The organism is Ekhidna sp. (assembly GCF_965212185.1).
Classification (GTDB): domain Bacteria; phylum Bacteroidota; class Bacteroidia; order Cytophagales; family Cyclobacteriaceae; genus Ekhidna.
In genome coordinates this window covers 3,893,292-3,906,796 of record NZ_OZ243102.1, presented here as the reverse complement: position 1 = coordinate 3,906,796, position 13,505 = coordinate 3,893,292, and the positions used below count along the sequence as shown (strand labels likewise).

The following is a 13,505-nucleotide window of genomic DNA, read 5'->3' as shown; positions in this document are numbered from 1 at the left end:
TATAAAGCAAGGAGACGATCTCAATTATGATCAGTGACGATGATTTGATGAGCGGTATTGCAGTGGGGCACGCTGTTTGCCTAGATTTGAGCCATGATTACTGCAGCACTCATCGTATTTCAGTCATTTATACACCCATTTCATGTGAGTGTGTCAGACATCAAATACAAGGAAGACCAGAAAGTGATTCAAATAAGCACTCGTATTTTTCTAGATGATCTGGAGCTTGCATTGAGAGCCTATACTGGCAATGAAACGCTTGATATCATGGCTAAAGAAAACTGGGATTTTGTAAATAAAAACCTGGGAAAGTACTTGCTGACCAGAATGAAGCTCTGGGATGAAAAAGGGAAGGAATATGAGCTAAACTATATCGGTGCAGAGATTGAGGAGGATGTGATGTGGTGCTATGTTGAGATAGAAAAAGTGAAGAAGCTCAAGCAGGTAAAAGTTTGGAATAGCATCCTTCATGAAGTTTGGGGAGATCAGGAAAACCTGGTACACTTTCGCGCTTTTGACGATGTGCAAAGTGCGAGATTATACAAAGGAGAGGATACGGAGATATTTGACTGGGAGTGATTAGTTCTAATAATTTTCTAAAATACTAATTACTATTTCCAAACTCCTTTTCAAATAACACATAAAAAATCATCAGTTGGCGAACTGGTTTACTGTCAATTTTTCCTGGAGTCCATTTAGGCATACTCGCATATAACCTTATTGCCTCCTCATCGAGTCCAAAGCCAAGCTTTTTTACAACTTGAATATTTGTTAGACTGCCATCTTTTTCAACGATGTATTGAACAAAGACTCGCCCAGAAACATTTTCTTTTAATGCTTCTTCAGGATAATTCATTTCTTTCCTTAGAAAATCATGCATCTTATAAACACCTCCTGGAAATTGTGCCGGCTCATCAACTATGGTATAAGGTTTACCTATATGAACATCATTCAATGCTAATTCCTGACCGAAGGTCATTGAAATATTAGAAATAACTAAAAGAATTGTTAGAGGTGCTTTCATGGAGGTAAGCTAATCATAACTCGACTACATTCCATTTCTTGCCATCATGTTTTAAGAGTGTGATTTGAACCACTTTGAACGTAGATTTATAAGTTCGAGCTTCAAACTCCTGCTTTGCCTCATAAAACATCCGCTTTTTTAAGTCACGGAACCCAATAGTAATGTGAGGATGAAAGGGAAGGTTTTTGTAGTTGGCATTGTCCAGCTTGAGGTTTTTTCTGCAAATGTCTACTACCTTTTTTTGCAGTTTTTCCAGCTTATCATTTTCAACCACATTCACAAAGACCACTCGAGGTTCGAAGAAGTCAAACCCTTGAAGTTGAACTTCAAATGGCTCCAAATCTGAATTCAGATCTTTTATGACCTTTACCAAATCTTCAAATCGCTTGTCCTTCCATTTGAAGGGCATGTGCAGGGTGATGTGCGGAGGTGTTTTGAGTGCATGAGAACTTTGGTACTTTTCTACGATCTCATGCTTCAGCTTGGTGATCGCTTCCTGAATTTCTGTTGGGGGGACAACTGCTATGAAATATAGAGATTCACTCATCATTCAATACGTTTTCCATTTCTATCCAATAGTTATCAAAAGCTGCCAAATCATTGTGATGCCCCCCATCTATCGTAAAAAAGGTGGCTTGCTCTTCAACGGCTTCATACAGCTTTTGTCCGGATTCATAGGGGACTATCTCGTCTTCATTCCCATGAAAAATGAAAATAGGTGCTGTTGTTTGTTGCAAGTATTTATGATTTTCAAACCGGTAATTGAGAAGCCATGCTGCTGGATAGATGGGAAATAGTTTTCTGGCAACATCCGTCAGGCTGTAAAAAGGAGTCTCAAGAATCACTTTTTCAGGATTGTTTTTTGAGGCCAAATATGAAGCAAAAGCACACCCAAGAGATCGACCGAAAATGATAATGCGTTCTTCCCGCTCTAGTTTCTTGGCAAACTCATAAATCTCTTCCGCATCGCTCATCAATTTTTTTTCGGTTCGGTTTCCTGTACTTTTTCCATAGCCCCGATAGTCCGAAATCAGCACTTCATAGCCTAAATCAACAAATGGTTCAGCTACTTCCCCCCATCGCGCGAGATTTCCGGCATTGCCATGAAAATAGACAATCAGGCCTCTAGAATCCTTCATTTTAAAATAAAGCGCATTGATCACCGCTCCATCCTCCATGGTCAGATTATGCTCTTCAAAATCTTTATTGAAGGAATATTCATAATTGTCGGGTAAAGATTCAGGTAAGAAAATAAGACTTTCTTGGAGTAGGAAAATCGCCAATCCAATCAGCAAATAAATGCACAGTAAGGCTATTGCAAGAATTCGTAATGCAGACACTCTCTAAACTTTAATTTTTCTTACTGCTAAAGTTTAAACTGGATTTCTCAGGATCAATTGGTTTCAATTCAGCTGAGTTCAGTGCTTCCTCTAGCATGCGATGGTATTCTTCAAAAGTATGCAGATTGTTGTGACCACCACCAATCACTGAATAAACGCGCGTCAATGACGGGTTGATCCCTGCTAAAGCTAAACTGGATTTATAGGGAATGAGTTTGTCTTTCGTTCCATGGATGATTTTAATCGGACACTTGACGTACTTAATCCATTTGTATGTGGTTAGTGGAAATTTTAGAATGAGAGATGCAGGAAGGAAGGGAATGTATCGTTTAGCGACTTTCTTCATGCTGTAATATGGAGATTCTAAGATTAGCATTTTTGGGTTGTTATTGCTGGCTAGTTTGGCCGCAAATCCAGAGCCCATAGATCTCCCATAGATGATGACATACTTTTCCGGCACCTTACTTTTCAATATATCATACACTTTTTGAAGATCTCCCTTGATTTCTTTTTCTGACCTTCTTCCAGTACTTTTTCCAAAACCACGATAATCCACCATCACTACGTCAAAGCCCAAACGGTTGAAGTCAATGGCAAACTTTCCCCACCCTTTGATGGATCTTGAGTTTCCCTTTAAATACATGACTATGCCTTTCGGCTTTTCCACACTAAAGTGAACGCCATTGATGCGCACATCATCGCCAATGTAAAGGTTATGTTCCTGAACATTTTGTTCGGCATACTTGAATTGAAAGTCGGAGGGAAGTTTTTCTGGTTTGAATAAAAACTTCTCCTGTAAGAAATATGCCGCTACATTAACGATAACATAGATTGATACAATAATTAATATGATTGTGGTGATCAATGCTTTACTTTAATGAATTGATTATTCTGAATAGCTTTTATAAATATACAACAATGAGAACCTACACTTTTCTTACCTTAATTCTTGTCTCATTTATGGTTGGTTGCCAATCCACCAATGCACCGGCCAGTTCGTCATCCGATCAATCAAATTCGATTGCAGATTTTACAACAGGAATGCAGAAGCAAGAGGGTTTCTTTAACTTTTACTATGATAATGAAGTGGGTCGAATGTTCCTGGAGGTGGATAAAGTCAATCAAGAGTTTCTTTATGTAAATTCTTTAGCAGCTGGGATCGGGTCCAATGACATTGGGCTGGATAGAGGTCAACTTGGGAATGAAAGAGTGGTAAAGTTTGAAAAGCATGGAAATAAGCTGTTGCTGATTCAGCCGAACTATGATTATCGGGCAGTTAGTGACAATCAGGATGAGGTAAAATCAGTAGCGGAAGCATTTGCCAGTTCGGTAATAGGAGGTTTTGAGATCACCTCGAAGAATGAAAACGCATATTTAATTGACATCACTGATTGGTTGTTGAGGGATTCGCACGATGTAAGTGGAAGACTAAGAGGATCAAATCAAGGCAATTTTTCTGTTGATAAATCCAGATCAGCTATTTACATGGATGCGACATTCAACTTTCCCAAAAACACCGAATTTGAATCTATTCTCACCTTCAATGGAGATGCCAAAGGCTGGTGGTTGCGATCAGTGACTCCCACTCCAGATGCAGTAACTGTTAGGACGCATCACTCCTTCATTGAGCTTCCGGATGATAATTATACACCTCGAGTTTTTGATCCGAGATGCGGGTTTTTCAATATCTCTTATCAGGATTATGCCACTCCTATTGAGGAACCATTGGTAAAGCGATTTATCGTTCGTCACAGACTAGAGAAAAAAGATCCTAATGCTGAGATAAGTGAACCGGTAGAGCCGATCATCTACTATGTCGATCGTGGTGCTCCAGAGCCAGTACGTTCTGCTCTGATCGAAGGTGCCAGCTGGTGGAATCAAGCGTTTGAGGCTGCCGGATATAAGGATGCCTTTCAAGTAAAGGTAATGCCGGAAGGGGCACATCCATTAGATGTTCGCTACAATGTAATCCAATGGGTTCATCGCTCAACAAGAGGGTGGAGTTATGGCAGTGGAATTACTGATCCACGAACAGGTGAGATGATCAAAGGACATGTGAGTCTGGGGTCTTTGCGAGTAAGACAAGATTTTTTAATAGCTACGGGTCTTTTGCAGCCTTATGAAAATGGGGATGAAACCCCAAATGCCATGACCGAAATGGCACTTGCCAGATTGCGTCAGCTTTCAGCTCACGAGGTAGGGCATACGATTGGTCTTGCACACAATTTTGCAGCAAGCGTCAATGATAGGGCTTCAGTGATGGATTACCCTCATCCGTATGTGAAGATGGATGAGCAAGGAAATATTGATTTGAGTGAGGCTTATGATGATAAGATTGGTGCATGGGATAAGGTGACCATCACTTATGGCTATAGTGATTTTCCTGATGGAGAAAATGATGAAATGCTTAATGCAATTTTGGATGAAGCGTTTGACAATGACATGAGATACATCACCGATCAGGATGCTCGTCCAGCAAGTGGATTACATCCCGAAGCGCACCTGTGGGACAATGGTACCAATGCTGCTGTAGAGTTGAATCGCATGATGAAAATCAGAAGAACAATCCTGGATAAGTTTTCCGAAAAAGCGATAAAAACAGGGATGCCAATGAGCTCCATTGAAGAAGCACTCGTACCGATGTACTTGTTTCATCGCTATCAGGTGGATGGCACTTCCAAATTGATTGGCGGATTAAATTATAGCTATGCCATCAGAGGCGGTGAAGAGGTGGTGACCGAAATGCTTTCGTCAGATGAGCAGATGGCGGCACTGGAGGCCTTGCTGAACACCGTCAAACCAGAAAATCTAAAACTACCGGAACAATTGTTAGGTCGAATTCCACCACGCGCATTTGGATATGGTAGATCCAGAGAAACTTTCCAGTCGCGAACAGGTCCTGCATTCGATTACCTGGCAGCTGTGGAGACTGCAGCAAGCTTACCATTCGGATTCATTTTCAATGCAGATAGATTCAATCGATTATTGACTTATAAAGCAAGAGATGTAAAGCAGCCCGGTGTAGATGCTGTATTGGATCGGGTTATGGCAGTTACTTGGTTGAACCCTTCTTCAGACGGAATGGATCGAACGATTCAAAAAGTAGTGGAAATGGAAATGCTGAAACAACTTATGGGACTTGCGGTAAATGAGCGAGCTTATGGCGAGGTAAGAGCAAAAGCACTTGGAAAAATAAAGGCGATCAAGTCATACGCTTCTGGCCGAACCAGTAGAAGTGCCAATGATGATGGTGTGTACTATCAATACGTGGTAAGTCAAATCGATCGATTCTTAGACGAACCAGATGAGTTTAAAATTCCTGATCCAATCAAAGCACCGGATGGCTCACCGATAGGGAGTTGTGATATATTTTAGTTCAATTCTGACAGGTTTTGAAAACCTGTCAGAATTTTTTAAGAAATGGAAGCGGGCAAGTTTTATCACATTTACAATCATGCTAATGGAAGCGAGAACCTCTTTCGAAATGATGAGAATTACAATTTCTTTTTAAGAAAATGGAGTCATCATATTGAGCCAATTGCTGACTCTTATGCGTATTGCCTGATGCCAAATCATTTTCACTTTTTGGTTCGAATAAAGGATGAAGAAAATCTTGAAAAGTTAAATCAGACAGGTTTCCAAAACCTGTCTGATTTCTTATCCAAACAATTTAGCAATCTGTATGTGAGCTATGCGAAAGCGTACAACAAAATGTATGACAGGAGAGGGTCTTTATTTAGTCGTCCATTCAAGGCAAAGGAGATCGAGAATGATTCTTTTTTGACAAATGTAATTTTCTATATCCACCATAATCCCTTACATCACGGCTTCACTAAATCTATCGCTGATTGGGAGCATAGCAGCTATCATGCAGTTATTTCTGATAAACTGACCAGATTAAAGAGGAAAGAAGTTCAAAACTGGTTCGGTTCAAAAGAGGATTTCAGAAGGTTTCATGACCAAGCAATTAAAGGGCTTGAAAAACTGGAACTAGAATTCACTTGAGGTTAGATCTGACAGGTTTTAGAAACCTGTCAGATCTTTTCGATAGATTTTTTTTGTAAAAAGTTGCATTTAAAAAATTTCTCACTTCTATTTACTCACGTATGAACACACAGGTATCATTTTACATTAGCTACTATTTCTTTTATCCAGAGCGGATAATGGGGTGGCTATAGTATATCTGGTGTAAAGAAATTTCACAAAGGCCTCCCTAAAAGGGAGGCCTTTTTTTGTGTCGGCTGGGCCGACAGCCATTTAAAGAGATTGAACAAATGAAACGAATTGCAATACAAGGTCTGAAGGGAAGTTTTCATCATGAAGCTGCACTCCACTACTTCGGCGGTCAAATTACGCTGAATGAATGTGATACGTTCAGAGGTGTGGTCAATCAAGTACTTGAGAGCGAAGCGGACTTTGGTTTGATGGCCATTGAGAATTCGTTAGCCGGTTGCATCATTCCCAATTATGCATTGCTTCGTCAGGGTGGATTGACGATCTGTGGGGAAGTAATCCTTCAGGTCAAAATGAACCTGATGGTCTACAATGGAACCAGCATTACAAATGTAGAAGAGATCCAATCTCATCAAATGGCGATTCGTCAGTGCTCCAACTTTCTAGATAATCATGAAAAACTGAGAGTGGTCGAATCCTTTGATACCGCAGGAAGCGCTCGCCACATTAAAGAAAATAAGTTAAGTCAGGTGGCAGCCATTGCAAGTTCACTGGCAGCCAAAACGTACGGACTAACCATTCTACAGAGCGGTATAGAAAACAAGGAAAGCTTCACACGATTTCTCGTCTTGACCAAAGCACCAAACCAGCCAGAGGAAGAAACAGACAAAGCATCTATCTATTTGGAAACTAAGCATGAGCCGGGAGCTTTAGCCAAAGTGCTAATGGCTGTCAGTGATCTGGGGGTTAACCTTAGCAAGCTACAATCACATCCGGTTTCAGGTTGGGAGCGAACCTATGGTTTCTTCATGGATTTAGAATTCTCTGATTCTGACCAAGAGGATAAGGTTTTTCAGGAACTAGCAAGCCTGTCTGAGGTGATCGAAAATTTAGGGGTTTACAAAAAGGGTAAAATTTATGAATAATGTAGTTTCAGCACGTCGAATACAGGGTATTGGTGAATACTATTTCTCCAGGAAGCTTCAACAAATTGATGCCATTCGGAAGCAAGGAATGGAGGTGTTAAACCTGGGTATCGGAAGTCCGGATCTTCCACCACACCCGTCCGTGATTGCCGAATTTAACAGCGCCATTCTTGAAAATGGCGCACACCAATATCAAAGCTATAAAGGGCTTCCGGAGCTGAGGTCAGCAATAGCAAACTGGTACCAGCGGTTCTTTTACTGCCAACTTGATCCGGATAGAGAAGTTCTGCCGCTGATTGGATCTAAGGAAGGCATTACTCATATCTGCATGTCCATGCTGGATGATGGTGATAGTGTTTTGATCCCGAACCCCGGATACCCTGCATACGAAACAGCCTCCAAAATGGCGGGAGCTGACATTATCCACTATGACTTGAAGGAGGAAAATCAATATCAACCAGATTTTGATGCGTTGGAAGAAATGGATCTTACTTCGGTAAAAATCATGTGGGTGAATTATCCGCACATGCCTACCGGATCGTCAGGGTCACACGAACTGTTTGATAAATTGATTCACTTCACCCGGAAGCACAACATCGTGTTGATCAATGACAATCCCTATGCGTTCATTTTGACTGATCGTCCGATGAGTATCCTGTCAGCCTGCTCTCCAGATGATCTCGTACTTGAGTTGAATAGCTTGTCTAAGTCACACAATATGGCCGGATGGCGCGTAGGGATGCTGGTAGGAAACCAGGGGCTCTTAGAAACAGTTTTAACTTTTAAGAGTCAGGTAGATTCGGGTCAGTTTAAGCCGATGCTAAAAGCAGCAATAAAAGCACTGAGCCTTGATGAAAATTGGTTTTTTGAATTAAATGTAGCTTACCAAAAGAGAAAACGCATGGTGCATAAAATTCTGGATGCTTTGAATTGCAGCTATTGTACCAACTCCTCAGGCATGTTTGTTTGGGGCAGAATTCCTGATCCTGAAGAGGACGCGGAGCAATTTTCAGATATGCTTTTGGAGCAGCATAAAATCTTTGTTCCACCCGGTTCCATTTTCGGATCCAATGGAAAAAGGTACATTCGCTTTTCACTTTGTAGTCCGGAAAGCGTGTGGGATGAAACACTAAACCGCCTAAACGAAACAAAATGAAGACATCACCGATAGCAATTTTTAAAGAAAAACGACCGGTTATCATTTCTGGTCCATGCAGTGCAGAAACTGAAGAGCAGGTACTTGAAACCTGCATGACCATTGCAAAATCAGGGAAGGTGGATATCCTTAGAGCAGGTATTTGGAAGCCCCGAACACGACCCAATAGTTTTGAAGGGGTAGGAGTTGATGGGCTGCAGTGGCTGAAAAAAGCGAAAGAGGCAACAGGTTTACCCACTGCTGTAGAAGTGGCGAATTTTAATCATGTTTTTGAGGCATTGAAACACGGAGTAGATATTCTCTGGGTGGGCGCTCGAACTACCGTGAATCCCTTTTCGGTGCAGGAAATAGCAGACGCGCTGAAGGGGACCGACGCAACGGTGATGATCAAAAACCCGGTTCATGCTGACATTGAGTTGTGGACAGGAGCATTGGAGCGATTACATGGAGCGGGTATTACTAAGCTGGGGTTGATTCATCGAGGTTTTGCCCAATATGGAAACAGCGTTTACCGAAACGATCCGAAATGGCAGCTTGCCATTGAAATGAAGCGAAGGTTTCCGGAGATACCAATGGTTTGTGATCCGAGCCACATTTGTGGAAAAAGGGACTTGCTTCATGCCGTTTCGCAGCAGGCGTTGGACATGGATTTTGACGGGCTCATGCTGGAATCTCACATTGATCCGTCCAATGCACTGAGTGACAGAGATCAGCAACTTACACCCAAGGATTTAGAAACCATCATTGACAATTTGGTTGTCAGACGGCCCAACATTTCGGATGAAGATCTTTCTCAGAAACTGTCCATGCTAAGAAGTCAGATTGATCTCATTGACGATGATTTGATTAAACTCCTGGGCGAACGCATGAAAGTAGCAGAAGAAATCGGTCTAGTGAAAAGAGAAAAGGGAATTACGATCCTTCAAACCAATAGATGGGAAGAAATCATTGAAAAAGGCTCCTCAAATGGAGAGTTGCAAGGCCTTTCCAGAAATTTTATGATTCGCTACCTCAATGCTATTCATCAGGAATCAATCGAGCATCAAAACGAAGTAATGAATCGAACGGAGATAGAGGAAGAATAAAACAACCGAATGCGTTTGTGGTTTTATCTTGCAGCCAATGAAAGATCTGCTCGAAAAAATTGACTTGTCGCTTGCCAATTTACCACTTGGCAATCACCCTCAAAATCTATACGATCCGATAAGATATATTTTATCATTAGGTGGAAAACGCCTTCGACCCATGCTCGTGCTCTTAGGCTATGGATTGAAGAACGAGGACATTGAATCAATCATTGAACCATCTCTTACGGTAGAGATTTTTCACAACTTCACTTTAATGCATGACGACATTATGGACCTGGCTCCTATCCGTCGTGGTAAACCAACCGTTCATGAAAAATGGAACAACACGGTGGCCATTCTCAGTGGCGACACAATGATGGTGAAAGCGTACGATCAGTTGCTTACAGGCCCGAATGAATCTTTGGCACAGGCTATTCAGAAGTTCAATAAATGTGCAGTAGAAGTATGTGAGGGGCAGCAACTTGATATGAATTTTGAAGAATTTGAAACGGTAACAGAGGATCAATACATCGAAATGATTCGACTGAAAACTGCGGTACTGCTCGGTTTTAGTTTGGAATACGGCGGGCTTCTTGCAGGTATGAATGATGACCAATTAGCCAAACTAAATGCGATTGGAGAAAAGGCGGGTATTGGTTTTCAACTGATGGACGACCTGCTGGATGTATATGGAGATAAAGCCAAGTTTGGTAAACAGGTGGGCGGTGACATTGCTTCTAACAAAAAGACTTACTTACTAATCAAGGCGCTCGAGTTAGCTAACCCAAGTCAGAGAGAAGAACTAAATAACTGGCTCTCGGCCCCCGAGTTTGATGTTGAGGAAAAAGTAGAGGCCGTAAAGTCCATTTATCAAGAGATCGGCATATTCGAGTTGACTCAAACGAAAATGAATGGCTATTATGACGAAGCTTTCACACTCCTCAATGATTTAGATGCCAGGCAGGAAGGGAAACAGCAACTTCAGGATTTCTTCGACAAACTGATGAAGCGTGAGCGTTGAAAGTGAGCTGTGCCTAAACTATCTTTAATTTTAGTTGGTTAAATCTCAAAAGCATTGAATTATGATCGCAGTTGTTTCCCCGGCAAAGAATCTTGATTTCAAGACGAAATACGATACACCTACCTCACAGCCAAGATTGATGGAGTGCACCAATGAGCTGATTGATGTGATGCGGAAAAAGTCTGTGGATGAAGTGAAAGACTTGATGAGTATCAGCAGGCAATTGGCAGGACTTAATGTCCACAGATTCAAAAAATTTGAATCAGAACATACCACAGAGAATTCGAAACCTGCCGCTCTCGCTTTTAATGGAGATGTTTATCAGGGACTTCAAGCAGAGACTTTTGATGAAAAGAAAATGGAATTTGCTCAAAAGCACTTCCGAATTCTATCTGGACTTTACGGATTACTTCGGCCTTTGGATCTCATTCAGCCATATCGGTTAGAAATGGGCACAAAGCTCGCTTTTGATGATTACCATACACTCTATGAATATTGGGATCGAACGATTCTGGACTTACTTGTTGATGACTTGAAAGCTCAGGGTGATGACATCATATTAAATCTTGCTTCTAATGAATATTTCAAGTCTGTTGATAAAAAGGACATTCCTGCTCGGGTAATTGATGTTGAATTCAAGCATTTGAAGAATGGGAAGTACAAGATCATATCTTTTTATGCCAAAAAGGCTCGCGGTTTGATGTCCCGATTCATGATTGAGCACCAAATCACCAATCCGGAAGATTTGAGAGCCTTTGATTATGAAGGCTATTACTTTGATGAGGAGGCCTCAACCGAAAACAAGTTGGCTTTTAAGAGAGACGCGAAAAAGAAATAATCTCTTAGCTTCAAAAGCATTCCCGATATGTGATTGGAACTCTTCTTTAGCATCATTTCGGCTTTTTGATTGGCATATCCTAAATTTATATACGACCCATCCTCAACCAAAAAATGATAAACCATGAAATTTGAGGGACACATTGATATTAACAAACCCATTGATATGGTTGCCAAATATTTTGCAGACCCCAAATACCTTGGAGAGTATCAAGAAGGATTTGAAAAGAAGGTTTTAGAAGAGGGGGAGAAGGGTCAGGATGGCGCTGTTTCTAAGATGTACTATAAAAATGAAAAATATGAAATGGTGTTAACAGAGACCATCATCTCTAACAAATTGCCAAACTCATTTGAGGCATTTTATCATCACAAACACATGGACAACACGATGAAGTGTGAATTCAGAGCCCTAAGCGAAAATGAAACAAGGTATCAGGTCTTCGTTGAATACACACGCATCGATTGGTTTATGCCTAAATTGATTTCTATTCTTTTTCCAGGCATGTATAAAAAACCCGCACGCAAATGGATGGAGAATTTTAAACGATTCGTAGAATCCCGATCATCTTGATATACTATCGATATTCATTGTAATTTTTGGCTGTGTCTTAATGGTGATTTTTCATATTGTTGTTCTATTGAAGATTATGGTTTATTGATTGATGATAAGAGGTACAGTATTATGTACAATCCATCTCCTCGCCCCAGGACACCATTTGTGTCATTATCTAAACCGTCTGATGAAGAAACCATGGCTGGATTTAGAAGTATTGTTTTCAACACCGGCCCATATGAATTGATGGAAGATGATATAATGCTTGCTTTACCAGACCTGGCAAAGGTTCCGGGATTTGAAGGAGGTAAGCAGTTTTACAGATATCGAGTAGAGGATGACAAGCTTTATTTCCGCATGTACGATGAAACCTATCCAAATGGTGATAAACCAGAGTGGTTTGGAAAAGTGGAAGTACAATTTATCTTGACAAAAGAGTAATCCTTACAATTTATGAAACCATCCGAATAGCTCCATCAACCAGGCGACTCCCAAGTGGATAAAAATCCCACCCCAAATGTTTCGGCTGTTGTATGATATGATTCCAAGCACATACCCTCCAAACAATGAGCTTATGGTTTCTCCCATTGGCTTACCGAAATGGAGAAAGGCGTAGGTTGCTACCATGGGTAATACTGCGTATCCACCAAGTGTTCTGCTAAATGCGAAAATTAAAAAACCTCTAAAAATCAGTTCGACAGAGATAAAATTACTGCCGTAACACAACTCATAAATAAGGACAAGCCAGCTTTCATTAAGGTCAGGATTATCCCGTAAGTAGAGGTTACCTCCAGCAGTTCTATATCTGGGATAATAGTCTTGAATATCTCCTAGAAATGAGCCAATGCCAATGAATACGGCAGCTATTGCTAGTAACGCCAAATAGGGCCTGGCGTCAAATTTTCGCCAAACTAATCCGTAATAGTTTTTATGATTATCCTTTTCAAGTAAAGGGTATAGAAGCAGCATGGGTATTACCACCAGGATCAGACTTGAAGCCCAGTTGACACACCTAATAACAAAAGGATATTCCATTCTGGGAACCTCGCTGAGTAGATACTCAAAACCGTAGAAAGAACGATCAAATGAAAGTAATCCGAATCCGACAATGAATTTTATCCAATAATTTTTACTGGTAAGCCAATCTCGTTTTTTACCAAACGCATAGAGAATCAGGCACACGCAGAAAAATGGTGTCCCATGAAAAAGGAACATCCATAACCATTTGATAGGTTCTCCGCTATACGAGTCAATTACACCATCTTCAAAATCGTATCTGTAGTTAAAAAAGATACATGTTGCACAAAACAGGAGTATGACTGAGTACATTTCCCAGTTGAAATGCTCTTTTTGATATTCTTTCAAATACTGAATTACCTTCTTCATCTATCGGTTTATGGTTTCAGAA

15 protein-coding genes are annotated in these 13,505 nt (G+C 40.8%); 10 read left to right on the top strand and 5 right to left on the bottom strand.

Annotated elements, in window-relative coordinates; translation table 11 throughout:
* Window positions 1-93 precede the first annotated feature (93 nt).
* A complete protein-coding gene (locus tag ACOMC3_RS17135) occupies window positions 94-579 on the top strand; it encodes a DUF6702 family protein (protein WP_420317111.1) in 486 nt (161 codons plus the stop codon).
* Window positions 580-604: 25 nt separating this feature from the next.
* Here the strand turns inward: ACOMC3_RS17135 and ACOMC3_RS17130 are convergent, their stop codons facing one another.
* From ACOMC3_RS17130 to ACOMC3_RS17115, 4 genes are read right to left on the bottom strand one after another with little or no spacing between them, the layout of a single operon-like run.
* Window positions 605-1,024: an energy transducer TonB gene (locus tag ACOMC3_RS17130; RefSeq protein WP_420317110.1), complete on the bottom strand. Its 420-nt coding sequence runs from the start codon at window positions 1,022-1,024 to the stop codon at window positions 605-607.
* Window positions 1,025-1,037: 13 nt separating this feature from the next.
* Entirely contained in the window at window positions 1,038-1,571 is a 534-nt protein-coding gene (locus tag ACOMC3_RS17125; RefSeq protein WP_420317109.1) for a 2'-5' RNA ligase family protein, read from the bottom strand.
* A complete protein-coding gene (locus tag ACOMC3_RS17120) occupies window positions 1,564-2,364 on the bottom strand; it encodes an alpha/beta hydrolase (RefSeq protein ID WP_420317108.1) in 801 nt (266 codons plus the stop codon). The genes ACOMC3_RS17125 and ACOMC3_RS17120 overlap by 8 nt, the downstream gene beginning before the upstream one ends.
* A gap of 10 nt (window positions 2,365-2,374) precedes the next feature.
* A complete protein-coding gene (locus ACOMC3_RS17115) occupies window positions 2,375-3,229 on the bottom strand; it encodes an alpha/beta hydrolase (protein ID WP_420317107.1) in 855 nt (284 codons plus the stop codon).
* Between the two features lie 53 nt (window positions 3,230-3,282).
* Here ACOMC3_RS17115 and ACOMC3_RS17110 point away from each other — a divergent pair, with 53 nt between their 5' ends.
* The 9 genes from ACOMC3_RS17110 (at window position 3,283) to ACOMC3_RS17070 (ending at window position 12,538) form a co-directional block, all read left to right on the top strand.
* A complete protein-coding gene (locus ACOMC3_RS17110; protein ID WP_420317106.1) occupies window positions 3,283-5,739 on the top strand; it encodes a zinc-dependent metalloprotease in 2,457 nt (818 codons plus the stop codon).
* A gap of 45 nt (window positions 5,740-5,784) precedes the next feature.
* Window positions 5,785-6,369, top strand: a complete 585-nt coding sequence (locus ACOMC3_RS17105; RefSeq protein ID WP_420317105.1) for a transposase — start codon at window positions 5,785-5,787, stop codon at window positions 6,367-6,369.
* Window positions 6,370-6,638: 269 nt separating this feature from the next.
* Window positions 6,639-7,463 (top strand): prephenate dehydratase, encoded by an 825-nt coding sequence (locus tag ACOMC3_RS17100; RefSeq protein WP_420317104.1) that lies wholly within the window; start codon window positions 6,639-6,641, stop codon window positions 7,461-7,463.
* Window positions 7,456-8,619: a pyridoxal phosphate-dependent aminotransferase gene (locus tag ACOMC3_RS17095; RefSeq protein ID WP_420317103.1), complete on the top strand. Its 1,164-nt coding sequence runs from the start codon at window positions 7,456-7,458 to the stop codon at window positions 8,617-8,619. Before ACOMC3_RS17100 ends, ACOMC3_RS17095 begins: the two co-directional genes overlap by 8 nt.
* A complete protein-coding gene (locus tag ACOMC3_RS17090; RefSeq protein WP_420317102.1) occupies window positions 8,616-9,704 on the top strand; it encodes a chorismate mutase in 1,089 nt (362 codons plus the stop codon). Before ACOMC3_RS17095 ends, ACOMC3_RS17090 begins: the two co-directional genes overlap by 4 nt.
* A gap of 37 nt (window positions 9,705-9,741) precedes the next feature.
* Window positions 9,742-10,707 (top strand): polyprenyl synthetase family protein, encoded by a 966-nt coding sequence (locus tag ACOMC3_RS17085; RefSeq protein WP_420317101.1) that lies wholly within the window; start codon window positions 9,742-9,744, stop codon window positions 10,705-10,707.
* A gap of 61 nt (window positions 10,708-10,768) precedes the next feature.
* Complete coding sequence (gene yaaA / locus ACOMC3_RS17080) at window positions 10,769-11,545, top strand: peroxide stress protein YaaA (RefSeq protein WP_420317100.1); 777 nt, start codon at window positions 10,769-10,771, stop codon at window positions 11,543-11,545.
* Window positions 11,546-11,668: 123 nt separating this feature from the next.
* A complete protein-coding gene (locus ACOMC3_RS17075) occupies window positions 11,669-12,115 on the top strand; it encodes an SRPBCC family protein (protein ID WP_420317099.1) in 447 nt (148 codons plus the stop codon).
* Between the two features lie 111 nt (window positions 12,116-12,226).
* Window positions 12,227-12,538 (top strand): hypothetical protein, encoded by a 312-nt coding sequence (locus tag ACOMC3_RS17070; protein WP_420317098.1) that lies wholly within the window; start codon window positions 12,227-12,229, stop codon window positions 12,536-12,538.
* A gap of 3 nt (window positions 12,539-12,541) precedes the next feature.
* Here the strand turns inward: ACOMC3_RS17070 and ACOMC3_RS17065 are convergent, their stop codons facing one another.
* The gene (locus tag ACOMC3_RS17065; protein ID WP_420317097.1) at window positions 12,542-13,483 is read right to left on the bottom strand and encodes a CPBP family intramembrane glutamic endopeptidase; all 942 of its coding nucleotides are present in this window, start codon (window positions 13,481-13,483) and stop codon (window positions 12,542-12,544) included.
* Window positions 13,484-13,505: the final 22 nt, after the last annotated feature.

Coding starts and splice junctions, on each gene's coding strand:
- ACOMC3_RS17135 (WP_420317111.1), top strand. CDS start 94: ATGATTACTGCAGCACTCATCGTATTTCAGTCATTTATACACCCATTT.
- ACOMC3_RS17130 (WP_420317110.1), bottom strand. CDS start 1,024: ATGAAAGCACCTCTAACAATTCTTTTAGTTATTTCTAATATTTCAATG.
- ACOMC3_RS17125 (WP_420317109.1), bottom strand. CDS start 1,571: ATGAGTGAATCTCTATATTTCATAGCAGTTGTCCCCCCAACAGAAATT.
- ACOMC3_RS17110 (WP_420317106.1), top strand. CDS start 3,283: ATGAGAACCTACACTTTTCTTACCTTAATTCTTGTCTCATTTATGGTT.
- ACOMC3_RS17105 (WP_420317105.1), top strand. CDS start 5,785: ATGGAAGCGGGCAAGTTTTATCACATTTACAATCATGCTAATGGAAGC.
- ACOMC3_RS17100 (WP_420317104.1), top strand. CDS start 6,639: ATGAAACGAATTGCAATACAAGGTCTGAAGGGAAGTTTTCATCATGAA.
- ACOMC3_RS17095 (WP_420317103.1), top strand. CDS start 7,456: ATGAATAATGTAGTTTCAGCACGTCGAATACAGGGTATTGGTGAATAC.
- ACOMC3_RS17090 (WP_420317102.1), top strand. CDS start 8,616: ATGAAGACATCACCGATAGCAATTTTTAAAGAAAAACGACCGGTTATC.
- ACOMC3_RS17085 (WP_420317101.1), top strand. CDS start 9,742: ATGAAAGATCTGCTCGAAAAAATTGACTTGTCGCTTGCCAATTTACCA.
- yaaA (WP_420317100.1), top strand. CDS start 10,769: ATGATCGCAGTTGTTTCCCCGGCAAAGAATCTTGATTTCAAGACGAAA.
- ACOMC3_RS17075 (WP_420317099.1), top strand. CDS start 11,669: ATGAAATTTGAGGGACACATTGATATTAACAAACCCATTGATATGGTT.
- ACOMC3_RS17070 (WP_420317098.1), top strand. CDS start 12,227: ATGTACAATCCATCTCCTCGCCCCAGGACACCATTTGTGTCATTATCT.
- ACOMC3_RS17065 (WP_420317097.1), bottom strand. CDS start 13,483: ATGAAGAAGGTAATTCAGTATTTGAAAGAATATCAAAAAGAGCATTTC.